General features: G+C 26.5%; 27 protein-coding genes, 2 tRNA genes and 1 pseudogene. 19 read left to right on the top strand and 11 right to left on the bottom strand.

Features of this window, described 5'->3' with window-relative positions; all coding sequences use genetic code 11:
• On the bottom strand, window positions 1-289 hold a 289-nt coding region (locus XO12_RS09805; protein ID WP_175420178.1), incomplete at its 3' end, for a transposase.
• Between the two features lie 237 nt (window positions 290-526).
• Between XO12_RS09805 and XO12_RS09800 the strand changes: the two are divergent.
• Window positions 527-871, top strand: a pseudogene (locus XO12_RS09800) (AAA family ATPase); the annotation flags it as partial.
• Window positions 872-918: 47 nt separating this feature from the next.
• Here XO12_RS09800 and XO12_RS09795 read toward each other — a convergent pair.
• Window positions 919-2,514 carry a hypothetical protein gene (locus XO12_RS09795; RefSeq protein WP_175420210.1) on the bottom strand — a complete coding sequence of 532 codons (1,596 nt, stop codon included), beginning with the start codon at window positions 2,512-2,514 and terminating at the stop codon, window positions 919-921.
• Window positions 2,515-2,785: 271 nt separating this feature from the next.
• Between XO12_RS09795 and XO12_RS11525 the strand changes: the two genes are divergently transcribed.
• The 3 genes from XO12_RS11525 to XO12_RS09785 all read left to right on the top strand — a co-directional run bounded on the left by XO12_RS11525 (window position 2,786) and on the right by XO12_RS09785 (window position 5,226).
• Window positions 2,786-2,917, top strand: a complete 132-nt coding sequence (locus XO12_RS11525; RefSeq protein WP_303048811.1) for a hypothetical protein — start codon at window positions 2,786-2,788, stop codon at window positions 2,915-2,917.
• Between the two features lie 128 nt (window positions 2,918-3,045).
• Window positions 3,046-3,552 carry a hypothetical protein gene (locus XO12_RS09790; RefSeq protein ID WP_175420209.1) on the top strand — a complete coding sequence of 169 codons (507 nt, stop codon included), beginning with the start codon at window positions 3,046-3,048 and terminating at the stop codon, window positions 3,550-3,552.
• A 39-nt stretch (window positions 3,553-3,591) separates the two neighbouring features.
• Window positions 3,592-5,226, top strand: a complete 1,635-nt coding sequence (locus XO12_RS09785) for an ABC transporter ATP-binding protein (protein ID WP_175420208.1) — start codon at window positions 3,592-3,594, stop codon at window positions 5,224-5,226.
• Window positions 5,227-5,479: 253 nt separating this feature from the next.
• Here the strand turns inward: XO12_RS09785 and XO12_RS11520 are convergent, their stop codons facing one another.
• Window positions 5,480-5,602, bottom strand: coding sequence for a hypothetical protein (locus tag XO12_RS11520; protein WP_255350034.1), 123 nt, complete (start codon window positions 5,600-5,602; stop codon window positions 5,480-5,482).
• 330 nt (window positions 5,603-5,932) lie between these two features.
• On the opposite strand from XO12_RS11520, the gene XO12_RS09780 reads away from it, so the two are divergent.
• The 6 genes from XO12_RS09780 to XO12_RS09755 all read left to right on the top strand — a co-directional run bounded on the left by XO12_RS09780 (window position 5,933) and on the right by XO12_RS09755 (window position 11,136).
• On the top strand, window positions 5,933-6,802 hold the full coding sequence (locus XO12_RS09780; RefSeq protein WP_047266548.1) for a metal ABC transporter substrate-binding protein: 870 nt from the start codon (window positions 5,933-5,935) through the stop codon (window positions 6,800-6,802).
• Between the two features lie 4 nt (window positions 6,803-6,806).
• On the top strand, window positions 6,807-7,190 hold the full coding sequence (locus XO12_RS09775) for a Fur family transcriptional regulator (protein WP_047266549.1): 384 nt from the start codon (window positions 6,807-6,809) through the stop codon (window positions 7,188-7,190).
• Complete coding sequence (locus XO12_RS09770; RefSeq protein ID WP_047266550.1) at window positions 7,183-7,923, top strand: metal ABC transporter ATP-binding protein; 741 nt, start codon at window positions 7,183-7,185, stop codon at window positions 7,921-7,923. Before XO12_RS09775 ends, XO12_RS09770 begins: the two co-directional genes overlap by 8 nt.
• Complete coding sequence (locus tag XO12_RS09765; protein WP_047266551.1) at window positions 7,916-8,740, top strand: metal ABC transporter permease; 825 nt, start codon at window positions 7,916-7,918, stop codon at window positions 8,738-8,740. Before XO12_RS09770 ends, XO12_RS09765 begins: the two co-directional genes overlap by 8 nt.
• A 197-nt stretch (window positions 8,741-8,937) precedes the next feature.
• The gene (locus XO12_RS09760; protein WP_047266552.1) at window positions 8,938-9,864 is read left to right on the top strand and encodes a magnesium transporter CorA family protein; all 927 of its coding nucleotides are present in this window, start codon (window positions 8,938-8,940) and stop codon (window positions 9,862-9,864) included.
• Window positions 9,865-10,014: 150 nt separating this feature from the next.
• Complete coding sequence (locus XO12_RS09755) at window positions 10,015-11,136, top strand: Eco57I restriction-modification methylase domain-containing protein (RefSeq protein ID WP_175420211.1); 1,122 nt, start codon at window positions 10,015-10,017, stop codon at window positions 11,134-11,136.
• 75 nt (window positions 11,137-11,211) lie between these two features.
• Here XO12_RS09755 and XO12_RS09750 read toward each other — a convergent pair.
• The 5 genes from XO12_RS09750 to fabG all read right to left on the bottom strand — a co-directional run bounded on the left by XO12_RS09750 (window position 11,212) and on the right by fabG (window position 15,146).
• A tRNA-Cys gene (locus XO12_RS09750) sits at window positions 11,212-11,288 on the bottom strand.
• Window positions 11,289-11,346: 58 nt separating this feature from the next.
• On the bottom strand, window positions 11,347-11,802 hold the full coding sequence (fliJ, locus tag XO12_RS09745; RefSeq protein WP_047266554.1) for a flagellar export protein FliJ: 456 nt from the start codon (window positions 11,800-11,802) through the stop codon (window positions 11,347-11,349).
• 10 nt (window positions 11,803-11,812) lie between these two features.
• Window positions 11,813-13,465 carry a sigma 54-interacting transcriptional regulator gene (locus XO12_RS09740; protein WP_175420207.1) on the bottom strand — a complete coding sequence of 551 codons (1,653 nt, stop codon included), beginning with the start codon at window positions 13,463-13,465 and terminating at the stop codon, window positions 11,813-11,815.
• Window positions 13,466-13,476: 11 nt separating this feature from the next.
• Window positions 13,477-14,397: a radical SAM protein gene (locus XO12_RS09735; protein ID WP_175420206.1), complete on the bottom strand. Its 921-nt coding sequence runs from the start codon at window positions 14,395-14,397 to the stop codon at window positions 13,477-13,479.
• A complete protein-coding gene (fabG, locus tag XO12_RS09730) occupies window positions 14,397-15,146 on the bottom strand; it encodes a 3-oxoacyl-[acyl-carrier-protein] reductase (RefSeq protein ID WP_047266555.1) in 750 nt (249 codons plus the stop codon). Before fabG ends, XO12_RS09735 begins: the two co-directional genes overlap by 1 nt.
• A 155-nt stretch (window positions 15,147-15,301) precedes the next feature.
• On the opposite strand from fabG, the gene XO12_RS09725 reads away from it, so the two are divergent.
• The 5 genes from XO12_RS09725 to XO12_RS09705 all read left to right on the top strand — a co-directional run bounded on the left by XO12_RS09725 (window position 15,302) and on the right by XO12_RS09705 (window position 21,564).
• Window positions 15,302-17,458, top strand: coding sequence for a bifunctional (p)ppGpp synthetase/guanosine-3',5'-bis(diphosphate) 3'-pyrophosphohydrolase (locus tag XO12_RS09725; RefSeq protein ID WP_047266556.1), 2,157 nt, complete (start codon window positions 15,302-15,304; stop codon window positions 17,456-17,458).
• A gap of 2 nt (window positions 17,459-17,460) precedes the next feature.
• Window positions 17,461-17,913 carry a D-aminoacyl-tRNA deacylase gene (dtd, locus tag XO12_RS09720; protein ID WP_047266557.1) on the top strand — a complete coding sequence of 151 codons (453 nt, stop codon included), beginning with the start codon at window positions 17,461-17,463 and terminating at the stop codon, window positions 17,911-17,913.
• Window positions 17,914-17,979: 66 nt separating this feature from the next.
• Window positions 17,980-18,177, top strand: a complete 198-nt coding sequence (locus XO12_RS09715; protein ID WP_047266558.1) for a hypothetical protein — start codon at window positions 17,980-17,982, stop codon at window positions 18,175-18,177.
• 11 nt (window positions 18,178-18,188) lie between these two features.
• The gene (polA, locus tag XO12_RS09710; RefSeq protein WP_047266559.1) at window positions 18,189-20,870 is read left to right on the top strand and encodes a DNA polymerase I; all 2,682 of its coding nucleotides are present in this window, start codon (window positions 18,189-18,191) and stop codon (window positions 20,868-20,870) included.
• A 10-nt stretch (window positions 20,871-20,880) separates the two neighbouring features.
• Window positions 20,881-21,564, top strand: a complete 684-nt coding sequence (locus XO12_RS09705; RefSeq protein WP_175420205.1) for a hypothetical protein — start codon at window positions 20,881-20,883, stop codon at window positions 21,562-21,564.
• A 21-nt stretch (window positions 21,565-21,585) separates the two neighbouring features.
• Here the strand turns inward: XO12_RS09705 and rbsK are convergent, their stop codons facing one another.
• Window positions 21,586-22,500, bottom strand: coding sequence for a ribokinase (rbsK, locus tag XO12_RS09700; protein WP_175420204.1), 915 nt, complete (start codon window positions 22,498-22,500; stop codon window positions 21,586-21,588).
• Window positions 22,501-22,521: 21 nt separating this feature from the next.
• A complete protein-coding gene (locus tag XO12_RS09695; protein ID WP_175420203.1) occupies window positions 22,522-23,571 on the bottom strand; it encodes a hypothetical protein in 1,050 nt (349 codons plus the stop codon).
• A 206-nt stretch (window positions 23,572-23,777) separates the two neighbouring features.
• Between XO12_RS09695 and argF the strand changes: the two genes are divergently transcribed.
• The 4 genes from argF (at window position 23,778) to XO12_RS09680 (ending at window position 26,449) form a co-directional block, all read left to right on the top strand.
• Window positions 23,778-24,758, top strand: coding sequence for an ornithine carbamoyltransferase (gene argF / locus XO12_RS09690; RefSeq protein WP_047266563.1), 981 nt, complete (start codon window positions 23,778-23,780; stop codon window positions 24,756-24,758).
• Window positions 24,759-24,781: 23 nt separating this feature from the next.
• Window positions 24,782-25,723, top strand: a complete 942-nt coding sequence (arcC, locus tag XO12_RS09685) for a carbamate kinase (protein ID WP_175420202.1) — start codon at window positions 24,782-24,784, stop codon at window positions 25,721-25,723.
• 104 nt (window positions 25,724-25,827) lie between these two features.
• The gene (locus XO12_RS11515; protein ID WP_303048810.1) at window positions 25,828-25,959 is read left to right on the top strand and encodes a hypothetical protein; all 132 of its coding nucleotides are present in this window, start codon (window positions 25,828-25,830) and stop codon (window positions 25,957-25,959) included.
• Entirely contained in the window at window positions 25,943-26,449 is a 507-nt protein-coding gene (locus XO12_RS09680; protein ID WP_217683682.1) for an HAD family hydrolase, read from the top strand. Before XO12_RS11515 ends, XO12_RS09680 begins: the two co-directional genes overlap by 17 nt.
• 39 nt (window positions 26,450-26,488) lie before the next feature.
• On the opposite strand, the gene XO12_RS09675 is transcribed toward XO12_RS09680, so the two are convergent.
• Window positions 26,489-26,565 (bottom strand) — tRNA-Met (locus XO12_RS09675).
• Window positions 26,566-26,586: the final 21 nt, after the last annotated feature.

The following is a 26,586-nucleotide window of genomic DNA, read 5'->3' as shown; positions in this document are numbered from 1 at the left end:
CAGAATCATTAGTATTATTTGAATTAGACTTAATAATACCAGCAGATTCGTAAATAATTGGAGGAACCTTAGAAATATCAGAAATCATAGAACTAGGACGACCTTTTTTTGAATGAAACACATTATCATCATAATTAGAATCTTTATATTTTTTAACCCATCTTGCAAAAACAGAATCTGGAATAGAATACTTTTCACAAATATCTCTTTGAGTTAATGAATCATCAGAAAGATATTCTTTAACGACAGACAACTTAAATTCTGGTTCATAATTAGTTCGTTTTCTCATTAAAAAAACACCCCTTTCTTTTTTTCAATTTTATGATATCACTTTCTTATTTTTTGTCCAAATCTTGTAAGGGGTGAATACGGTCATGAGGTAAGTGAAATAGAAAAGACAGACAGGATAATAGTGTTAAAAAAAGGAAAAGTAGTGGCAGACAAAAAAACAGAGGAAATACTCAAAAAAACAACAAAAGAAAATGAAGAAAGGTTACTGGAATTAATCAAATGAGGCAAAAGCTTAACAGTATCAACATTATATTACCTATTCAAAGGAGAAAAAGAATTATTTAAAGATACATATATATATGACAAATGGGAATTCAAGGAATATCCTGTAATAAAACTCGATATGTCAGATAATACATTAACAACATATGATGAATTTATAGATTCACTTAATGAAAAAATTGAAAAGTTATATAAAAAATATGAAATCCCTAAAATAGAAAACAATCTACCAACAAAATTTGGAAATTTAATAGAAGAATTAAATGAAAAATATAGTGGAAAAGAAATATATATAATAGGGATAAATATCAATTCAGAAAAAAGGAATATTGAGGATTATATAATTGAAAAGATATAACTGCATACAATCTCAAATTAACAAAATCCCCGAAAACGGGGATTTTGTTATAAGAATTTATCAATAATCTCATCAATCAAAATTCTTTCATTATATTCAAAAGAGTAATAACCAAGAGCAACGCGTTTTTGACCAAGACCATATTTAATAGCAAAATCACGGATTTTTCCTTTTGGATAAGGAGTAATAGGCCATTTGATATCATAACGAACACAATTTCTCAAAAACACATCAAAGATTTTCATTTCTTCATCACTGAGATCAAAATAGTGAAGAATAAACTCCTTAAAATTCTTCATATTTTTTAAAAGCTCAGTGATTAGTTTTTTTCTTGCTATGAAAAATGGAGAAACATCATATCCTCTTTCTTCAAAATTTTCAGAATTTGTCAATCTTTTTTCAGCTTCTTTCACATCAAAATCTGATAACATTATATTAAAAAAATGCATCTTCTCATAATCCCTTGAGAAGTATTTAATGATTTTATCTTTATCTCCTTTGAATATCAATCTTAAAATATGACTCTTTGTAAAATATGGTTTTTCTATTAATGCTGTATATGTTTCAAAAAATAATTCCGGTATTTTTATTTTCTTTTCATTTTTAAATTTAATTATATTTTCCTTAAAGGTTTTATTTATGTGCATCTTATACAACTCATTTTTTATTTCAAACGGATATGTTTTTTTATATGTCAAACCATATTTTTGAATAAATTTTTTTAAATCTATAACATTTAAAGATTTAGTTCTTAATCTTTTTTTGCTTTTTTTATAAATAAAATAATACAATCTTTTATTTAATGTATATTCTTCTATTTTGAAATCTGGATATTGTATATTTCCCAGAAGTATTTTTAAATCTGGAAAGATTATCAAAGCATTATAAATAATTTTTGAAAGGCCAAGAACTCTTATATCATTGTTTAATTGTTTTACATTTATAATAGTATCAAGCCAATTAGAAATATAATTAAAATCCTCAAAATAATAACCAGTATAATACTCCAACAAATTTGCAGTATATAATGCTTTCTTCTTATTAATCTTTCTTATCCACCATGTTGCAGAATTTAATCCTGCACATATCATTGCAGGATGATTAAATCTTTTTGCATGTAAAAAACCATTTATAAAATAATCATAAGCTTTATTATATTTTCCTTCAGATAATAACTTTCTGGCTTTTGAATATTCAATTATTGCTTTTTGAACATAACTTTCCTCATATGAATCACCGTAACATTTCAAAACTTCAAAATCTTGATTTAACTTCTCAGCTAAAGCTTTTAATCCAGGTATAATTATTTTTCTTGCATATGGGGAAAGATTGCTTATATTCTTTTTTACCAAATCAAAAATTTCTTTTGATTTATCAAAATTCTTCATTCTTGAATAAATTAAGATAAGTTCATATCTTGCAAGTTCCCTCAATATTGTTGTTGTTGTTGTCGAAATAACTTTATTTGCATATTCAATAGCATAAGAAAGATCCATTTTCCATTTTGACTTTAACAAGGAAAAGTAATACTTTAAAGATAAATTGTCGATTTTATCTTCAACATAATTAACAATTGGTATTGAAAAACTGCCATACTCAATTATGTCTATGATGTCTTTAAGAAACATGTTATTAATTTTCATATATTATCACCAACTATTTTGTTACATAATTTACAAAAAATAAAAATTAAAATTGCCGCTATTTTTTAGAATGTGAAAAGAAAGAAAATATTATACAAAACATCAGTTTAAAAGATATTTTACGATTCACAAAAAATGTTAACTAACAAACGATAATAGAAATGTAATTATATAGCAAAAATAAAACCCTGATAAATAGCACCTCGTTAACTTTGTGGTAACACTTGAAAATCATGTTAGAATTGCTAAAATAAAAATAGGAGGTGATGGGGTGAAAAAAATTATAGTAATGACATTAATTGTAATTTTATTTTTCTCCAATATATTATATGCTGGAGACGATTATTATTATTCATCAACTAATTCAATCAACCCTCAAATTCAAAATGAATTTTTAAAGTAAAAACAAATTATGAGTACCAAAGAATATTTATACTCGGTTAATTGTAGAATATATTTAAATTATAGCATATGAGGTTTTATAATACAATATATATTTATATATAAAAATTAGATTAGTGAGGTGGCATTATGGATAAGATAAGAAATAAATCTCAAAAATATAAACATTCAAAGTTTAATGTTGAAATAAAAAAAGATGATACTTGGATTATTTTTAATACATACACCCATGGAATGCTTGAATTAAATGAAGAATATTATAAAAATTACAAAAATTTTTATATTGAAAATCCAAAAATAGAGGAAAAATTTATAGAGTATGGTATGTGGATAGACAAAGAATTAGATGAAATAGATAGATTGCGTTATATACATAATAAAAATAAATTTGATAATAAAATATTTTCTTTGACAATTAAAACTACGAATAATTGCAATTTTTTATGTAGTTATTGTTATCAAAGTCATAATAAAAAAATGATGGAAAATAACACAATAAATTCTATAAAGAAATGGATAGATAAAACAATATTAGAAAATCAAATAGAAATTCTTAATATCCATGGTGTATGGGAGGATGTTTTTTGCTCGAAACAAAAAAGCTTAAAAAATGTATACCAGAAAAATATATTTTAAATGACTTGATAGAACTATATTATGAGGAGGCAATAAATAATGAAAAAAATTCTAGATTTTAGAGAAAAAAAGAATTTAATAAAAATAATAAAATTGATAATATTTTCATTTATAGGAATAAGTTTATATTATATATTGCCGCTATTTACGAAGTATTTAATTGATGATATTATAAGCACTAATAGTATTAAAGAATTAAAAATCTGGTTATTTTTGGGATTGGGATTTTCGGTATTTTTGCATCTATATATTTTTTATTTCTTAAAATATCAATGGGATAAAATACCATTATATTTTTCTGTGAAATTAAAAAAAATAATACTGGAAAAAATATTTAAAATAAAAAAATATAATTACAAAGACTTTGATAAAGGACAATTATTAAATTACCTTATTTCAGATAGTGGAACATATGCTAATGTAATGATTACTTATTTGGGAACTTTAACTATTGGAATATTGAGGGTAATTACAGGATATATAATCCTATTTATAATAAATCCAATTTTATCTTTAATAAGTGCAATATTTATTCCTTTATATGTGTTTTCTATGGGAATAAATAAGAAAAAACTGGAACAATATTCAAAATTAGAAAGAATTAAAGCTGATGAGTTTATTACAAATGCAAATAAGAATATAGAAGGAAAGATTCATATTAATTTATATCAGAAAGAAAAATATTTTGAAAAGATATTTGAAAAAAAATTAGAAGAATGGAGAAATATTAGATTAAAATATTCATATTGGTATAATTTTGGAAAAGAAGTGCCGATGTTTGTAAATACATTATCTTCTTTTATAATAATGAGCATTGGTGCATATTATGTAATTTCACAAAAAATGACATTGGGAAGTTTAATAATGTTCTCGCAATATTTAAGTATGCTTTTTGAACCATTAAGTCAAATTACTCAGGCAATTGTAGAAAAACAATCAAATAAAGGAATATTAAATAGAATAAATAATTTTTATAATTATAATGAAGAAAAAAAATTAGTCTTAGAAAATGGTAATAAAGATAATATTATAGAAATAAAGGATTGTACAATATATACGGAAAATAAAGAAAAATTATTAGAAATAGAAGATTTTATAATAAATAAAAGTAATGGATTATATATTATAAAAGGAAAAAATGGAAGTGGAAAAACAACTATTTTAAATTTATTAACGCAAATAGCTTCACCTGAAATAATCAAGAAAAATAAAAAGAATTCTGCATTTTATTTTTCTAAAGAGTTTATTGAAAGTTGTTCATATTTATATAATCCTGTATATCTTTTTGAAGGTGATGTTAAAACAAATATTATATTTAACAATACAGAAGATCCCCAATATCTAAAAGAGATAATTTCTATGCTAAATATAAATAATTTAGATAAAAAAATAAATTTTCAAAATTTGAATATTTCATTGGGTGAAAAACAGAAAATACATCTGGCAAGAGTTTTGTATTTTTCAAAAGATAAAAATATTTTATTATTAGATGAGCCACTTTCAAATCTTGATTATAAAACCAAGGAAAATATTAAAGACTATTTGGGTAAATTAAAAGAGGAAAAAATAATACTGGTTGTATCCCATGAAAACCTATTCGATGATATTGCTAATAAAATTTATAACATAATTGATAATAAAATTCTTGAGGAAAGGAAGGAGGGGATAGAATGAAAGAAATTTTAAAACCATTAAAAGTTAAAAAAATAGGATATACCGCTGAATGCGGCGTAGGTGGAGTTTCAAATTGTTGTAATGGAACATCTTCTAAATTAAACTAAAACTTGTAGAAGGGTTCACTCTTCTACTTTTTATGATGTATCAAAGAATTTGTAAATTTATATAAATCTCATTGAATTTTAAAAAAATTACAAATAATATATAAATCTCATTGAATTTTAAAAAAATTACAAATAATATATAAATTTTATACTCTCAAAAATTTCTCAATAATAGAATCAAGAAGTTTTTCTTCAGCATCTTCAAAAGAAAAATAGCCTAAAGCAACTCGTTTTTGAGTAATATTATACTTCAAAGCAAAAGATTTCAAATTACCTCTAATTCTTGGAATAATAGGTCATTTAATATCATGTCTAACGGCATTTCTTAAAAATACATCAAAGATTTTCATTTCTTCATCATTAAGTTCAAAAAAGTATCTATATGATTTAATAAACAGTAGAAAGTTCTATTTTCTTTCAAGACTAAGGAGATTTAGAAAGAGTTATATTATTATATAATATAAAAAATATTTTGTTGACAATCTGAGGTGGCACAAAGTGCCTCTTTTTTTATATTATGGTAATATTGATTTAATAACAAAATTTTATAATTGCAAATGATTTGCAAATGCAAATAAATTTTAATTGGAGGTGAAAATATGCATAAGAAATATTTATTGATATTATTTTTATTTATTGGGATTTTAGGATATTCTATAAACATTTCTGTTTCTATAAATCCTTATTATTTAATTTTAAAAGATATTATTGATAAAAATGACACTATAAATGTGATAGTTCCTTCAGGCAAAAGTCCTCATACATATTCATTATCCTCAAAGGATATTATAAATATTTATAAAAGTGATCTCATAATTTTTAACGGATTAAATTCAGAAATATTTATAAATAAAATCATTACCAATATTAAAAAGAAGAAAATTCCGTACTTATTTATTTCTGAAATAATTCCGCGGAATGAATTGATTTTAAGTGATGAACACAATAATAAAAACAGCCATAATGAATTTTTTAATCCACATGTATGGTTAAATCCTTATTTAGTATATAATTATATAATACCAGATATTGTTGAAAAGCTAGTTGAAATTAATCCTTCAAAAAAGGATGTTTATATTAATAATGCAGAAATCTTAAAAGAAAAATTAAAACTTTTGGATGCATATTTATTAATAAAATCACGAGAAATAGAGGGCGGTATTATTACTTTTCATAATTCATTTCCATATTTTGCCAAACGATATAATATAAATATTGCAGAGGTGATTGAAAACTCACCAGGTGTTGAACCGACAATATCTGAAATGAAGAAATTAACGGATTTAGCTAGAAAAAACAAAGTAAAAGCAATTTTTTCTGAGCCTCAATTAAATAAGAAATTAGCAGAAAAATTAGCAAATACTTTAAATTTAAATCTTGGAATTTTAGATCCACTTGGTACAAATGTTAATTCTATAGATGAGTTATATTTATCGATATTTTTAAATATATTAAATGCGATAAGGTGATATTATGAAATTAACAAAACCGAGGCGAGATATTTTGAAGATATATGAAAGGATTGAATATCCTTTAAATGCAGAGGAAATTTATAATCTTTTAAATAATGAATATGATCTTTCAACTATATATAGAAATCTAAATTTTTTTGAAAAAGAGAATATTCTAAAATCCATAGTTTTTTCTGATAAAATTACATATTATTACAAACCACAAGGACATTTCCATTTTATTTATTGCATAAGATGCAAAAGATTTGAACGTCTGGATTTATGTTTTGAAAAGCAGTTTAAAGACTATATTGAAAAAAATATTCAATTTAAAATTACAGATCATATTTTGTATTTTGAAGGAATTTGTTCTGAATGTCAAAAAGAGGGTGAATTTAATGCATGAAAAAATGATCGAAGTTAAGAATTTAAATTATTCAGTAGATAATAATGATATTTTAAAATTTATAAGTTTTGATATATATAAAAATGATTTTGTTGGAATTATAGGTCCAAATGGTGCGGGGAAATCCACTTTAATAAAGATTTTAGTTGGTGAAATAAAAAATTATACAGGAGAGATTGAAATTAATGGAAAAATAGGGTATGTTCCTCAAAAGGATGAAATTGATAGAGAGTTTCCAATAAGGGCATTTGAAGTTGTTTTAATGGGGCTATATAACGAAGTTGGGTTATTTAAAAGATTTAAAAAAGAACATTATAAAAAGGCGAAAGAGATTATGAAGATGCTTGATATAGAATATATATACAATAGGCCAGTTGGAAAACTTTCAGGGGGTGAATATCAGCGCTTGATTTTAGCCAGAGCTTTGATTGGGAATCCGGAAATTTTAATATTGGATGAACCAGAAGCTGGTGTTGACAGTAAATCTCAGTCAAAGATATATAATATATTAGAAGATTTAAATAAAAAAGGAATGACAATTATACTAATAAGTCATGATATTTCTATGGTTGTAAAGAAAGCCAATACTATAATGTGTTTGAATAAAACTTTACATTGTCATAAAAACTCTGTTGAGATGACAGCAGAAGATTTAAAAAAGATTTATTCAGAAGATTTAGAATTATTAATACATATAAATAAACCGTTAAAAGTGGTGAGTAGAAATGATTGAGTTATTTTCTTATGATTTTATAATTTATGCGGTAATTGCTTCTATTCTGGCAAGTTTCAGTGCATCAATACTTTCAAATTATATAGTTTTAAAGAAAATGGAATTTATAGGAGAAGGAGCTGCTCATACAGCATTTGGAGGTATAGCATTAGCTATATTATTAAATCTTAATGTTGATTTAATTAGCATAATTACCGCTATATTATTTGGAACAACAATTTATTTTATTGGAAAAAGAGAAAAAATTAATGAAAATAGTATAATTGGAATGATTTTATCATTTTCAATGGCTTTAGGGGTTATTTTTTTATATTTAAAACCTGGATATACACCAGAAATTACAAGTTATTTATTTGGTGATATTTTAATGGTAACCTCTAATGATGTGATGATTTTAAGTTTTATATCATTTGTTATTTTTCTTTTTGTAATACTCTTTAATAAGGAATTGAAATATTATGCTTTTAATCCTAAAATGGCAAAAAATTATGGAATACCAGTGAATATGATTAATTATTTGTTTTTAATAATAGTATCTGTTGTTGTGGTGACTTCTGTGAAAATAATCGGAGTTATTTTAGTTACTTCTTTATTGATTACTCCAGGTGCCATTTCTAAATTATTTGCTAAATCATTAAATCAGATGCTCATAATATCAGGCTTTATAGGTATTTTTTCCGGTTTTTTAGGTATATTAATTGCTTATTTTATAAATATTCCTCCTGGACCTTCTATAGTTGTTACGTTATTTTCCATATTTATATTTTCATATATAATTAATTACTTAAAAAATAAAACATTTTCTAAAAGGGCCTAATTAACATCTTTAAATTTTTTTGTTAAAAAAGAGATTTAATTTCATTATGATTCTGAAAATATGATATTTTATATGATATAATTAAATGGATATAATTAGATTCAAAAAAAGAGAGGTGAAAATTATGGATTATTTTAGTTGTAGCGAAGATCCGTTGTCTAGACCGCCATAGCAGTATATAAAAAGGAGGAGATAATATGGTAAAATTTTATAGTAGAATTGAACACAAATTAGTGGAGGCAAAAAGCTTCTCTCAAGATGCATTAATAAAAGTTATAAATCCATCTCAAGATGAAATACATATGCTATCAAGTTTGTTGAATTTTGATCCTGATTTTATTAATGATTCACTTGATGATGATGAAAGATCTCGTATAGAAATTGATGAAGATACAATTTTATTAATATTAAAAGTTCCTATGAGAAATGAAGAAGATGAAAAAATACCATATAAAACAGTATCTCTTGGTATTATTATAGGAAAAAATTATATATTACTTTCAATGAAAAATGAAATAGATTTCATTGAGAAAATGATAGAAGCAAGTTTATTGAATCCTCATAAAAAAAGTAAAATGATTTTTCAAATTTTCTTTAAAAATGCAAAATTATTTCTGGATTATCTAAAAGAAATAAATAAAACTATCGACTTAGTTGAAGAAGAATTACATAAATCTATGAAAAATTATGAGTTAGAAACATTAATGTATCTTGAGAAAAGTTTAGTGTACTTCACTACATCATTAAGATCAAATGAGATAATGATGGAAAAATTGTTAAAAGGTAAGATTTTAGAATTATATGAAGATGATCAGGATTTATTGGAAGATACCTTAATCGAAAATAGACAGGCAATAGAAGTAACTAATATTTATAGTAATATCTTATCTGGTATGATGGATGCTTATGCATCAGTTATTTCAAATAATTTAAATATTGTTATGAAAATTTTGACAGTTGTAACCATATTGCTTCAAGTACCAACAATATTGACGAGTTTTTATGGAATGAATGTAAGATTACCGTTTCAAGAAAATCCTCTGGTATATATAAATATAATTATTTCATCATTAATAATCATGTTTATGACATTTTTGTGGTTTAAAGGAAAAAAATGGTTATGAAAAAATTGTTATAACAAAAGAAACTTCCTATGGAAGTTTCTTTTTATATTCTAAAGTAATTATATTTTAAAAATTTTTGGAGGGAGTATATTGAAATATAAGGAAAAAAATTTAGGCCAGATTTTTACACCATCACATATAGTTGAAAAAATGGTTGGCTTAATAAGATATGGAAAAAATATTTTAGAACCGGCTGTAGGGAATGGAAAATTTTTAAAACAATTAAAAAATTATAAAAATATTACATCTATAGAAATTGATAGGAGTTTTGCATTTGATATAATACCAGAAAACCTTCCGTCAATTATTTTCAGTGATTTTTTTGATTACTCAATAAAAAATAAATTTGACACAATTATTGGAAATCCTCCATATGTAAAATATTCAAATATAATTCCAGAAACCAGAAAAAAGTTAAAAAAATTTAATGTTTTATTTGATGGGAGAACAAACCTTTTTCTTTACTTTATTTATAAATCGTATCTTCATTTAAAAGAAAAAGGAGAAATCATATTTATTATACCAAGAGAATTATTTGATTTAACATCTGCTTTAAGACTCAATCAATTACTTCACGAGAATGGAACTTTTACACATATATATACTTTTGGAGATAAAAAAATATTTGGTAATGGGTTTTCACCAAATGTAATGATTTTTCGATATGAAAAAGGTAATATGTCTCATGAGACTATATATAATGATGAAAAAAGATACCAATATTGTTCAAAAGGTTTTATTTATTTTATAAAAGAAAAAAATTATTCTATGCATTTAAGCAATATTGCATATGTTAAAGTAGGGGGGGTAAGTGGCGCTGATGAAGTATTTGCTCATGAATCCGGAAATATAGAAGTTGTTTGTTCTTACACACAAAAAACAGGAAAAACTAAGAGGATGATTTATAATACTATTAATGATCACCTTTTAAAACATAAAGAAAGATTATTAAAAAGAAAAATAAAAAAATTTGATGAAAACAATTGGTGGAAATGGGGAAGAGATTTTTATATTTCTGATAGACCAAGAATATATGTAAATGCCAAAACAAGAAACAAAAAACCTTTTTTTATTCACGAATCAAAATATTATGATGGAAGTATTCTGGGTATTTTTCCAAAAAATAAAAATATTGATTTAGTAGAATTAAGAAACATGTTAAATGATTTAAATTGGGAAGAATTGGGTTTTATTTGCGACGGAAGATATATATTTACGCAAAAAAAATTAGAAAATGTAATATTACCAGAAGATTTTCAAAAATTTATTTAATAATAAAATTTTTTAAAAAAAGATTAATTATAAAAACAAAATCCCCCATCTGGGGGATTTTTATATGAATATCAATGGAGGCAACGGTGGGATTTGAACCCACGAATAGCGATTTTGCAGACCGCCGCCTTAGACCCCTTGGCTACGTTGCCTTAACCGAATTTATTATACCATATTTATTATTAAGGTATATGGAAGAAAATATAAATTTTACTTAAAATCTTTCTTTTTTCTATAATACATTTGAATTCCAATTTCATCTAAATTTCTATTTTCCTCTCTCTGGTATTCTATTTTGTATTCCTCGAATTTTCTTTCCTTTAATTTTTCTAAAATGATTCTATTTTTACGAGCTTCTAGATATTCTTTTCTCTTTTCTTCTTCTATAGCAACTTTTTCTCTATATATATCGCCTAATTTTATTTTTTCTTTTTCTAAAGATTCTAGATAAGATCTCCATTGCTGGATTTCCTGTATAGTCATCAGGTTTTGTGAAATTTGTTTAATAAATCTTTCATTTTCCAATTTTATTTTGTTATTTATGGCAACAAGCTTTTCCTCTGCTTTTATTCTTTCAGCAGTGGCTTCTAAAAAAATTCTTTTTGCTTCTTCTTCAAGGCGTTCTCTTAAATTTTTTAATCTTTCAAGATTAAATTTAAATCTCATCAAATCACCGTTATTTCAAGCCTAATTTTTCAAGTTTATAATATAAATTTCTTACAGTCAACCCCAATTTTTTGGCAGCAGCTGTTTTATTTCCCTGACAATCTTTCAATGTTTCTATAATAATGTATTTTTCATATTCGTCTAATAATTCTTTTAATGTACCATTTATTTTGTTCTTATCTAATTCAATGTTTTTTAATTCTGGAAGATGTATTGAAGTAACTATTGTGTCAGATTGAGACATATTCATTAATGCTCTATCCAACACATTTTCAAGCTCTCTTATATTTCCTGGCCATTCATAACTCTCTAATATTTTTATAGCATCCTCTGAAAAATCATAAACGACCTTTTCATGTTTTTGATTTAATATATGTAATATCTGTTTTGCCATTTTTGGTATGTCATCTTTTCTTGCGCGTAATGCAGGAACTTCAATTGTAACTACTGATATTTTATAATAAAGTTTTCTGGAAAATTTTCCTATTGACATTAATTCCTTTAAATTTTCAGGAGTAGCAAAAATGATTTTGGCGTTCAGGCTTACTTTCTTATTTTTATAGAATACTTCTCCATCATTTAAAAGTTTTATCATTAAGTTTTGAACTTCTGGTCCCATTAAATGTGCGTTATCTATAAAAATAGTACCTTTTTCAGCTCTCTCTATTAGATTGTCTTCATTTTCAAAAAAATTTTCCAGCTGTTTTTTTTCATCTTGAAGTAATAAATTTGTGGATAAAAAAGGAAACTCTCTTCTTTTACTGTAATTATGAATGGCCTGAGCCAATATCTCCTTACCAACTCCTGCTTCTCCATACAATAAGATATTTACATTCGTATTAGCGGCTTTTTTTGATTGAAATACAACATTTTTCATTATCTCCGATTCGGCAACAATATCTTCAAATGTATATTTTGCTTCTTCTTTTTTTAAAAGTCTTTTTGTTGCTTCAAGTTCTCTGATTAATCTTTCTATCTCAGAAATATCATGAATAACACCTACACTTCCTTTGAATTCGCCTTTTACGAAAATAGGATTTACATTAATTAGAACTTCTTTTTTATTGGTAGACAATTTAGTTTTTACATTTAATATAGGTTGCTTTTCTCTTGCACATTTTATATGCATGCTTTCATGACCTTCTGCAATATCATATGTAGCTAATTTTCCTATTACCTCTTTTGGAGTTAAACCAGTAACCTTTGTGTATGCCTTATTTACCATAACTATTCTGCCTTCTTCATCGGCGACTGAAATAGCGTCATACGTGGAATCTATTATAGCCCTTAATAGAGAGTCTAATTCTCTTAAATTGGTTACTTCTTCTGCCAATTTTTGAATACTTGTTATATCTCTGAATATTGCCGCTGCTCCTATAATAATGTCCTCTTCGTCTCGTATAGGAAACCTGGATGTAACTATAACCTTCTTCCCAAGATTTTGAATTCTATCCAATTCTGGGATACCAGTTTTTAATACTATATGAAGTCTTGTGTCTGTTATAGTGTCGGTAACTTTTGTGTTTAAAGCCTTTTTTTTAGGAATTCCTAGTATTTTTGACGCTGAATTATTTAAAAAAATAATTTTCTCTTCATGATTAATAAGAATCACGGCTTCTTGAATGTCATCGAGAATCCTCATTATCATTTCGTCATTTTTCATTTTTATTCCCCCTATAACAATTTATGTTCTTGAATCCAGCCGTTAAGATCTAAATCTATCATTGTATTTATAACCTTTTCATATTCGGTTTGTTTTAAAAGTCTATTTATTTCAGGATATTCTTTTGCTTTATATACAGGCACATATTGATCCATTAAACTGACAAGAATATTTTTGTCTATTTTAGAAATAAAATTTAAAGCATCTTTTGCTTCATCTATATTATTCGGTAAAACCAGAATTCTTATTATAAGTCCTTTTTTCATTATATTATTTTCAAAAACATATTCTCCTTTTATTTGAGAATACATTTCAACTATAGCATTCTTTGCAAATTGCCAATAATCAGGAGTTTTAGAGTATTTATTTGCAGCATATTGAGATGTGTATCTTATATCTGCAAGATATATATCAACAATACCATCTAAAAATTTTAACGTCTCGACAGTTTCATATGAGGAAGTATTCCATAATAAAGGTATTTTTAAACCACTTTCAATTGCTAAAATTAATGCATCATATATAAATGGTAAATATGGTGTAGCAGTTACCAAATCAATGTTTTGAACATTTTTTTCATTTTGAAGCCATATAAATTTCTTTGCCAACTCTTTTACTGAAAACTCTTTACCAAAACCTTTTTGCGAGAAATTAAAATTCTGGCAATATACGCACCTCATTGAACAATTACTAAAAAAAACGCCACCAGCACCTGTATTTCCTACCAAAGGGGGTTCTTCGCCTTTATATAATACAAATTCTGAAACTTTTATTTTATCTCCTACTTTACAAAAACCAATATTTTTATGTCTGTTTATTTTACAATTTTTAGGACATAAATCACATGAAACTAATTTTTCATATAATAAATCCCTTCTCTTATGTAAGTCTCGAGTTTCGTATAATTTAATATAGCCTGGGGTGTAATTCATTACAATGATAAACCTCCATCTATTCTGATAATCTGGCCTGTTATATATGATGAATCATCAGAAGCTAAAAATAACACCACTTTAGCAACATCTTCAGGAGAACCAAATCTTTTTAACAGTATCCTTTTTAATGCTTCCTCTTTAAATTCTTCATTCAATTCCTTTGTCATATCTGTTTCTATAAATCCAGGTGCAACAGCGTTAACTCTTATCTGCTCACCTTTCATGGTTAACTCTTTAGCCCATGTCTTTGTCATTCCAATAACTCCCGCTTTGCTTGCGGAGTAATTGGTTTGGCCGATATTTCCATCTAATCCAACAACGCTTGATATATTTATAATTGATCCACTTTTCTGTTTCCTCATGAATTTTGCAACGGCTTTGGTAACTAAAAAAACCCCTTTTAAATTAACATTAATAACAAAGTCAAATTCTTCTTCTTTCATTAATAATAATAACGTATCTTTTGTAACGCCGGCATTATTTACAAGTACATCTATTCTTTTATATTCTTTAAATATTTCTTTAACTGCTTTATTTATTTCATCAGTATTTGATACATCAACTTTATAACCTTTAAATATTCCTTTTTTCATAGAATTTAATTCATTTTCCACATTTTTTAATGCATCAACATTTCTGGCAAAGCCTAAAACGGTAGCACCTTCTTCCACAAATTTTTTGCTTATTTCTTTTCCTATACCTCTATTTGCACCGGTTACTATACATATTTTATCCTTTAATTTCATTTTTTCCCTCCTAAACAAACTAATTTTTTAAAGATTCACAAACAATTTTTGTGTGAATTTGGATTTTTGAACTTCCTGTATACAACATATTATATCATAAATTTTATTAGACTTATCTTTTGTGATATAATTTAATAGTGAAAGGATGTGAGTAAATGGATCAGGATTTTAAAGTTTATAAGGAAGAAATAGAGAAAATTTTAAATAAAGATTTAAACAATTCTGAAGTAGAACTTTTAGAAAAAGCATATTTTTTAGCTAAAAATGCCCATGAAGGGCAAATGCGTGATTCAGGAGAACCTTTTTTTGAACATCCTAAAGCTGTTTCTAAAATATTGGCCGAATTAAAAATGGATATTGAAAGTATTGTGGCAGCCTTATTGCATGATGTTGTAGAAGATTGCGATGTTCCAATTGAAAAAATTAATAAAGAATTTGGAACGGATATTGGAAGAATTGTAGATGGTGTAACTAAAATTAGCAATCTGAAGTTAAATGAAAAACTAAATAAAGTTGACATGAAATCATTAGAAAAAATTGAAACGATCAGGAAAATGCTTCTTGCTATGTCCCATGACATAAGGGTTATTATAGTAAAGCTTTCAGATAGATTACATAATATGAGAACATTGCAATATGTGCCACATAAAAAACAAATAATAAAATCTCAGGAAACACTTAAGATATATGCTCCAATAGCTCATAGATTAGGTATTCATAAAATAAAAGCAGAATTAGAAGATTTATCCTTTAAATATTTATATCCAGAAGCTTATGAAGATTTAAAAAGAAAATTGGAAGAAAAAGTTAGAAATGTCCACGATAGAATGGAAGATTATAAAAAGATTATATTTGAAAATTTAGAAAAGCACAATATAAAAGCGACTTTACAGGGGAGAACAAAACATCTATATAGTATATGGGAAAAAATGTTGAGAAAAAACAAAAGCTTTGATGAAATTTACGATTTTATAGCATTAAGGATAATAACCGAGTCTCCAACTGCATGTTATGCGGCATTGGGGGTTGTACATTCGGTGTGGAGACCAGTTCCGGGAAGAATAAAAGATTATATAGCTGTTCCTAAATCAAATGGTTATAGGTCTATTCATACTACTGTTATTACAAACAAAGGTGAAACTTTAGAAATTCAAATCAGGGATTGGGAAATGCATGAAGAAAGCGAATATGGATTGGCTGCTCATTGGGCATATAAAGAAGGTGTGGATACCAAAAAATTATATTTTGTAAAAAGATTGATGGATTTACATAAAGAAATAGCCCAATCCGCTTTTAATTTGAACGATATAGAAGAAGAATTAAAGGCTCATGAGGTTTTTGTATTTACTCCAAAAGGTGAAATCTTGCATTTGCCATATGGTGCGACGCCTATAGATTTTGCATATGCGATACATACAAATGTTGGCAACCATTTTGCTGGTGCTAAGGTAAATGGAAAAATCGTTCCAATAAGCTATGAACTTCAAAATGGAGATATTGTGGAAATAATAGTAAATAGGAATTCTTCAGGTCCAAGTATAGACTGGTTAAAATATGCAAAATCTTCAAGAACTAAACATAAAATAAAAAGACATTATAGATTAAAAAATGAAAAAAATCTTGAAGAAAAAGGCAGGGAAAAACTCAGAGAAATTGCAAAAGAATTAAATATGTCCATAGATAAATTAATTCACGAAATAAAAGATAATCAAGTTTTTTGTGAAAAAAACAAAATAAAAAACGAAGAAGATTTATATATAAGATTAGGTTTTGGTGATGTAAATCCAAGGGAAATTTATAAGCTTTTTGAACCTAAAGATATTGAAATAAAAAAGGTAGAGGAAAATTTTCAAACTTCAAAAATATCTTATAAAAGAAAAGGAATTGGAGTTATAGTTGATGGTCAGGAAGGTATAGATGTGTATTTTGCAAAATGTTGTAATCCGGTATTAGGTGATGATATTATTGGGATAGTTAGTAGAAGAGGTATAGGAATTCACAGAAAAAATTGTATGAATATTAAAGAGGTTCCAATTTCAAGAGTAGTAAAAGTGTCCTGGATTGCAGAAGATTTAGAAAATTCTAAATTTATTACGCACTTACTTATAGAAATGGAAAACAAATCTGTGTTAAATGATATTAGAAAAAAAATAAAAATGGAAAAAGCGAATATAGAAATGTATGAAACTTCCAGAAAGGTTGACAGAATAGATTTAAAAATGAGGCTTTCGGTAAAAGATGTACAGCATTTAATGAGAGTTTTAACATCAATAAAAAATATAAAAGGTGTATATAGTGTAAGGAGGAGTTAGTATTGAGAGCAGTAGTTCAAAGGGTTAAAAAAGCTCATGTTGATGTTGAAGGGGAAACTGTTGGAAAGATAGATAAAGGTATTTTGGTGTTGCTTGGTGTTGGACAAAATGATGATGAAAAAGATATTGAATGGTTGGCCGATAAAATTCTTAATTTAAGAATTTTTGAAGATAATGAAGGAAAAATGAATCTATCTTTACTGGATATAAAAGGAGAAATCTTAATTGTTTCTCAATTCACTTTATATGGTGATTGTAGAAAGGGTCGAAGACCATCATATTCTTCAGCGGCAAAACCTGATAAGGGGAAAGAATATTATGAAAAATTTATAGAATTTATAGAAAATAAATATAAAATTAATGTCGAAAAAGGTGTTTTTCAGGCAGAAATGGAAGTTAACCTAATTAATGATGGACCTGTTACATTGTTACTTGATTCTGAAAAAACTTTTTAGATAGAGTATTTAGTGATTTTTTGACAAAATATTAAAATTTATCAATAAAACATTGGAGGTGTTATTATGAAAGAAGTAGAAGTAACTGTATTTGTGTATTCAGAACAACCATTTGATGTACATATTAGCGCAGAAGGAGCAGAATATGGAATTACTCCTCAAAATATATATAAAATATATAAAGGTGAAGAAAAACCAGCTAAAGGGATTGTTGTTAAATTCAAGATGCCTGATGGCACAAAAAAATATGTACGAGCTGAATAGAGGAGGCACATATGAGAAATTTGTATTTAATAGATGGAAGTGGGGTTGCTTATAGAGCTTTTTTTGCACTAGATCCTAATCTTAAAACTACATCAGGAATACCCACAAATGCTATTTATGGGGTTACAAAGATGATTTTAAAAATTTTAGAAAAATATGTAATAAAAAATGAAGATGCCATTATTTTTGTAATGGATAAAAAAACAACTACATACAGGCATAAATTACTTGAAAGTTATAAAGCGAATAGACCGGAAACACCTAAAATTTTCAAAGATCAAATACCTTATATTCTGGAAATTGTAAATGCTTTAGGTATTAAAACAATTGCTGAAGAAGGTTATGAGGCTGATGATGTAATTGCAACACTGGCTTTAAATGGACAGAAAATATTTAATCAAATATATGTACTATCATCTGATAAGGATTTAATGCAATTGGTAAATGATAAAATAAAAATGCTCAGAATAGGTAGAGGAATTACCGATATTAGAGAATATGATGTAAATAAAGTTTATGAAAAATATGGATTTGGTCCGGAAAAAATTCAGGATTTTTTAGCTTTAACTGGAGATGCTGTTGATAATATTCCTGGAGTTAAGGGAATTGGAGAGAAGACTGCAACTAAATTAATAAAAGAATTTGGTTCATTAGAAGAGATATATAAAAATGTTAGAAATACAACGAAATTTATACAAAAGAAACTTATCGAAGGAAAAGAAATGGCGTTTTTAAGTAAAAAGCTTGTTCAACTGGTTACTGATGTTCCGTTGGAAATAAATTGGGAAAGTTATGTATACAGGGGATTTAATGAAACTTTAGAAGATTTACTCAATGAATTTGAATTTAAATCTATAATTAGAGAGTTGGGTTTTAAAGAACAGAAAAAAGTTATAAAAATCAGCAATCTTCCAGAGATTGAGGATCTATCTTCTAAAGGAGAATATGAATTATTAACAAAAAAAGATTTAAATAAGATTTTAGATTTAATTAAAAAACAGGATATTATTTCCTTTGACTTAGAAACTACATCTATTGATCCTTATCAGGCGGAAATACTTGGCATTGCAATATCTTTTGAACCTAAAAAAGGATACTATATAGATATATCAAACGAAGGTAATGAAGCTAAAAAAAGTATTTTAAAAAAATTATGGGATATATTAAAAGAAAAAAATTTAGTTGGACAAAATTTAAAATATGATTTATCAATTATGAAAACAACTGGATTTAAGATGAAAACACCTTATTTTGATACAATGATTGCTGCATATTTAATTTCTCCAGATTCAAGAAGATTTAATATGGATGATCTGGCAAAAAAGTATTTAAATTATGAGACTATAAAATACAATGAAGTCGTAAATGAAACATTATTTGCAAACACTCTAAAAGATGTAGATTCAAAAAAAGTGGCAGAATATTCAGGTGAAGACGCAGATATTACTTTAAGACTATTTCATATTTTAAGACCGAAAATTTATGAATTTGGATTAGAAAAGGTTATGTTTGAGATAGAAAATCCTCTAATTCCTGTTTTGGCTAAAATGGAATTAAATGGTGTTTATTTTGATATTCCATATTTAAAAAAATTAGAGAAAGAATATACAGATATATCAAACAATATATTACGAGAAATAAAAGAAATAGCTGGTTATGGAATAAACCCGAATTCACCCAAGCAAATAAGAGAATTGTTATTTGAAAAGCTGGGATTAGTTCCAAAAAAGAAGACAAAAGGTGGTCAATTTTCTACAAATGCACAGGTTTTGGAAGAAATGAAAGATGATCATCCAATTATTCGGAAAATATTGGATTTTAGAAAATATCAGAAATTATTATCAACGTATATTCAATCAATTCCAAAATTGGTTAACAAAAAGACGAAAAGGGTACATACATCATTTAATCAAACAGGTACAGCTACAGGAAGATTAAGCAGTAGCGATCCAAATCTTCAAAATTTACCTATTAGAGATGTAGAAGGAGAAAAAATAAGAAAAGCTGTAAAGGCGGAAAAAGATGGTTATATTCTTTTAAGTGCTGATTATTCCCAAATCGAACTACGTGTATTGGCTCATATGAGTAAAGATCCTGTTTTAATTGAGTCATTCAAAAATAATTTAGATATTCATACAATAACGGCTGCAAAACTTTTTGATGTTTCAGAAGAACAGGTTGATCATAAAATGAGACAAATTGGAAAAATGATTAATTTTTCAATTATTTATGGAGTTTCTTCTTATGGATTATCAGAACGAACTGGAGTTTCTATTAATGATGCAGGAATATTTATAAAAAAATATTTTGAGTTATATAAGAGTGTAGAAGAATATCAACATAAAATTTTATCAGATCTTTCAAAGAATGGATATGTTGAAACATTATTTGGTAGGAAAAGATTTTTAAATAATCTAAGATTAAATAAAAATGATTTAAAAAGAATGGCTGTAAATACTCCTATTCAAGGGACTGCGTCTGATATAATGAAATTAGCTATGATAAAATTAGATAAAGAATTGCCAGAATATGCTAAAATGATACTTCAGGTTCATGATGAAATAGTTATAGAATTACCTGAAGATAAAAAGGAAGAAGTCGCTAATATTGTTAAGAAAATTATGGAGAATGCCGTTACTTTAGAGGTTCCGCTGAAGGTTGATATAAATATATCAGAAAGGTGGACTAAGTGAGGCGATTTTAATGAAAAAAATATTATTTTTTTTGATCATTATTTTTAGTATAATATCTTTTGGATATATCTCTATAGATTTTAATTTTATTTTCTCATTTGGTAGTACCGGCACTTCATATAGCCAGTATGTGAAATTGCACTATATAGATGATTCAATGATTTCAACCGTCACATTTCATTTAAAGCGATATCCTCAGGAAATTATAATAAATGATGAAAAGTATAATGTCTTTTCAAGTTCTCAAAAATTTATTACTGGTTCCGGAATTTTAAAAGTAAAGTATAAAGATAAAACTTATGAATTTTTGTTAAATAATGAAGAATTAAATATTAGTTTAGATAAAGAAATATATCCAGTTATAAAAATAGAATCTTATACCAAAGAAGTTTCACCAAATGACGATTGGTATAATGACAGATTGAAAATTCTATTATACTCAAATACATATGCAACTATAAAATTAGATAAATATAAGAAAAGTATATACCCGGGAAAGAATGAAATTTATTTCCCTATAAATTATGAAGATGGAAATTATAAGATTAAAATCCTCATTTTTAATGAAAGAGGAAGTTACGAACAGGATATAACTATCAAAGTAAACAGGCAAAAAAGAACACTAACAAAATATATAGTTTTAGGGATATTTGGATTATTTTTAGGAATGATTACATATATTTCAATAAAATAAAGAGGCTTAAGCCTCTTTATTTTATTTTGAACTTAAAAAATTATCCACTTCATTTCTTGTTGGAATTGAAGATTGAGCACCTTTTCTAGTTACGGAAATTCCAGCAGCAGCGGCAGCAAATTTAATAGCTTCTTTTATATTTTTTCCTTCTTCTAATGCAACGGCAAGCGCACCATTAAACACATCTCCTGCAGCAGTTGTGTCTACAACTTTATGCATTTTAAATACAGGAATTTTTAATATAGAATTCCTATTATACAAAATAATCTCCTTTTCACCGCGTTTTAAAATTATGTTTTTGACTCCTAATCCAAAAAAATTCCTTAAAGTTTCTTTTAATTGCTTTTCCGGGTTTAAATTAAAAAATGTTTCTGATAGATATTTGAATTCTTCCTCGTTTGGGGTAAAATAATCAACATATTCAAAAATTTCCTTTTTAATATTTTGAGCTGGAGCAGGGTCAAATATAATTATTTTCTTTTTTGACTTAAGAGTTTTAGCTATGTGAAAAGACGTTTCAAACGGTATTTCATTTTGAAGTAAAAAATACTTATATTCCTTTAATATATCTAATTTGTTTTCAATAATTTCTGGTGTAATAAAACTGTTGGCTCCCTCGAAAATTATTATTCTATTACATCCGCTTTTTGTAACTTCAATATATGCTCTTCCTGTTGGTAAGTCGGTATACACATAACCTTTTATTCCGAATTTATCGAAATTCATAGCCAGAGATTTACCAAAATCATCATTTCCTAATGACGTAAAAAAATAAACATCATTATTTGAAAGCTTTGCAGCAGTTACAGCTTGATTAGCACCTTTTCCCCCTGGGAAATATTCTAAAGAAATAGCTTTTTGGGTTTCACCAGGATTTGTAAATTTTTCAACTGTTAAAACTATATCCATATTTGAACTTCCAATTACACCTATCATTGTCTCTCCCCCTCACGCACACTATTTAATATACTTAATTAATTTTTGATATAACATATCTAAATAAATTGCAGAATATAATATAGATCCTCTTATTGTAATTAAATCCCAATCTGAAAAATATGTTTCTTCATTTCTATTATTCCCTAAATAAAAATAAGAAATCAAATCAAAACTTCTTTCTCCTTTGTCACCATCACCTATAGTTTCATCAGTATTTGAAATATAAAGAAAATCTGCATCTATTAAAACATGTGTTAAACCAAAAGATAATGCGTATATATTTCCATTTGAAATCTCTGCTCTAAATGATCCTGGAAAAAATTTTGACTCCTGATACATTATTGCGAGTATCAACTCAACAGGTATATGGTTTAATTTAATAACTTCCGGATATAACTCTGAACCTGTATACTGCAATCTTTTTAGTTCTATATCTGAATTTGTATATGCATAAGCAATATCAACAAGAAATTTTGAATATTCAAGAATTTCTTCATCGCTAAAATCTGTAGAAAAAAATTTATAATACCAATCATAAAAAAAATATTCCTTTGTGTAATCTCGTTTTATTAAATCATATACTTTTTTAACAAGAACATCTCTTTTATCATAATTAATATTAATTTTCGGATTTAAATAATCAAAGGTTTTATCTTCTTTTTGAGGATTTGTTGGAATTTTTGAATCGAAAGCATCAATAAAAAAATTTTTATTAGAATTATCTGAGAATCTATTCATAATATTATTTACATATTCTTTTATTCTATCATCATCAGAAACTAATGATTTAACACTAATTACTTTTGTTGGTAGAGTGGTTATTTCCCCAATAAAATACTTATAATTATTTAAAATATTATTAGCATAATCATAATTTGAACGTTCTTTCAATTCTTCAAAAGTTAAATTTCCACCTTTATTATATCCAGTCGCAATTAATCTGATTAATAACTCTTTTTGTGAGTTAGTTAAATCATTAAAGTTAGTATCTTCTACTTTAATTGGTTGTTTTATACATGAAGATAAGATGAATACTAATATTAGTATAAATATTATTTTTAATTTCATAATATCACTCCTTTGAATTATTATACCATAAAATTTATATACATAAGCATACTCTCTTATACTTACGCATACTTATAATAAAAAGGAATAATCATGAAAGTTTCTTCATACTCGCCAATTTTTCTAAGATTTTTCATTTTGAGAAATTGAAAACAAAATGTATAATAAACATTGTCGAGTTTATTTTATTTAAAGGAGGAGATAATATGCCAATTAATTTAAAAGGAAGAAGTTTATTATCATTGAAAGATTATAAACCAGAAGAAATAAAATATTTATTAGATTTAGCTTTTGATTTAAAATCTAAGAAAAGAGCAGGCATTAGAACTGAAACATTAAAAGGTAAAAATATAGTATTGATTTTCGATAAAACATCTACAAGGACCAGAACTGCATTTGAGGTTGCTGCTTTAGATGAAGGAGCTCATGTAACATTCTTAACAAATAGTCAAATGGGTAAAAAAGAATCTATTGAAGATACGGCTAAAGTTTTAGGAAGAATGTACGATGGTATTGAATACAGAGGATTTAAACAGAAAGTTGTAGAAGATTTGGCAAAGTACTCAGGTGTTCCTGTTTGGAATGGACTAACAGATGAAGCTCATCCTACTCAAGGATTAGCAGATGTAATGACAATGATGGAATTTATACATAAACCATTAAATCAAATGAAAGTGGTTTTTATTGGGGATACGAGAAATAACGTTGCAAATACATTAATGAGAATTTCTGCAAAATTAGGAATGCATTATGTAGCTGTAGGACCTGAATCATTAAAACCTTCTGATGAAATGATGAACGAAGCTTTAGAAACTGCTAAAGAAACTGGTGCTGTAATTGAATATACTTCCGAATTAGATGGAGTTAAAGGGGCTGATGTAATATATACTGATGTATGGGTATCAATGGGAGAAGAAGATAAAATGCCAGAGAGAGTTGAACTATTAACCCCATATAGAGTTGACATGGATTTAATTAAAAAAACAGAAAATCCAAATGTGATTTTCTTACATTGTCTTCCATCATTCCATGATTTTGAAACAATTGTTGCTAAAGAAGCTAAAGAAAGAGGTCTTGATATTAGGGAAGTTACAGATGAAGTATTTAGAAGCAGACATTCAAAAGTTTTTGATCAAGCTGAAAACAGAATGCATACAATAAAAGCTATTATGATAGCTACACTATAAAATTTAGCAGGGGAGGAATTTATATGAAAAGATTAGCCGTTGTTGCCATTGGGGGAAATGCAGTTAACAGACCTGGTGAAAAACCAACTGCAGAAAATATGTTTAAAAACATAAGAACAACTGCATCCTATCTGGCTGACATGATTGATATGGGATATGACCTGGTAATAACACATGGAAACGGTCCACAAGTGGGAAACTTATTGTTACAGCAAGATATCGCTAAGGAAACTATTCCACCATTTCCTATGGATGTATTAGGTTCAATGACACAGGGATATTTAGGTTATATGATCGTTCAGGAATTAAAAAATATTCTAAATGAAAGAAAAATAAATAGAGATGTTGCTGCGGTTGTTACACAAATTGTAGTAGATAAAAATGATCCTGGATTCCAAAATCCTTCAAAACCTGTAGGACCATTTTATACAGAAGAAGAGGCTAAAAAAATAATGGAAGAAAAGGGTTGGGTGTTTAAAGAAGATTCAGGAAGAGGTTGGAGAAGAGTAGTTCCATCACCAATTCCATTAGATGCAATTGAAAAAAATACTATAAAAGATTTAGTAGAGAATGACGTGATTGTAGTAGCAGGAGGAGGAGGAGGAATACCTGTAATTATTGAAAAAAATGGTGAAATAAAAGGAGTAGAAGCTGTTATTGATAAAGATAGAGCTTCTGCATTATTAGCAAAAATTTTAAATGCTGATGAATTTATTATTCTTACAGCTGTTGAAAAAGTTTATCTAAATTTCAATAAGCCTGATCAAAAAGCATTAGATACAATAACTATTGAAGAAGCAGAAAAATATATAGCAGAAGGTCACTTTGCAAAAGGTAGTATGTTACCTAAAATAGAATCATGTGTATCCTTTGTAAAAGACGCTAAAAAGCCAGCATTAATCACAGATATGGAAAAATTAAAAGAAGCTTTAGAAGGAAAAACAGGAACAAAAATAATACCATAATAAAATTTTAGAACTAAAACCATTGTCTGGATTGTGAATCTCTCCCTCTCCCCACAATCCAGACCTTTTTATTTAAAAAGCTGTTTTTTAAAAGGAGGATTAAAATGTATATTTTTTTAGATTATGATGGGACATTGATAAAAAATGAAGAAAATGAATTCCAAAAGATATACTTTAAGAGTTTTTTAAAATATACAGGGTTTAAAGAAAAAAAAAATAATGGATATAATTTATGAATGTACGGTTGAACTTATTAAAAGAGTTGAAGGGAAAGAAAATAACTTAGATTATTATTTAAACTCTCTTTCCAAAAAAACAGGAAAAAGTCAAAAATATTGGTATAATATTTTTCTAAATTATTATGAAAATGATTTTCCAAAATTAAAAGAAATAGTTGTTCCAAATTTTGATTTAATAAATAAAATAAAAACATCAAAACATAAGTTTATTTTTGCATCTAATCCTGTATTTCCAGAAATTGCCGTTCATCATAGAATAAATTTTATAGGTTTATCACCAAATAATTTTATTTATGTATCAACGATGGAAAACTCTCATTTTTGTAAACCAAATCCAAAATATTTTATGGAAGTTCTTGAAAAATTGAATATAAATGCAAAAGATTGTATTATGATTGGAGATACAGACTTTGATAGATCTTCCTTGAAAGTGGGAATGGAATTTATACATATTAATGAAGAAAATAAATGGAAGGAAATTTTATAATATATAAATGAAAAAAGCAGCCAAAGGCTGCTTTTTTATTGGTGGCGGCGAAGAGACTCGAACTCTTGACACTGCGGGTATGAACCGCATGCTCTAGCCAACTGAGCTACGCCGCCATAAAAAAAATGGTAGCGGGG

It is taken from the genome of Marinitoga sp. 1154 (assembly GCF_013363285.1).
Lineage (GTDB): Bacteria > Thermotogota > Thermotogae > Petrotogales > Petrotogaceae > Marinitoga.
The sequence above is the reverse complement of the archived record's forward strand: the minus strand, read 5'-3'. Positions and strand labels throughout refer to the sequence as shown.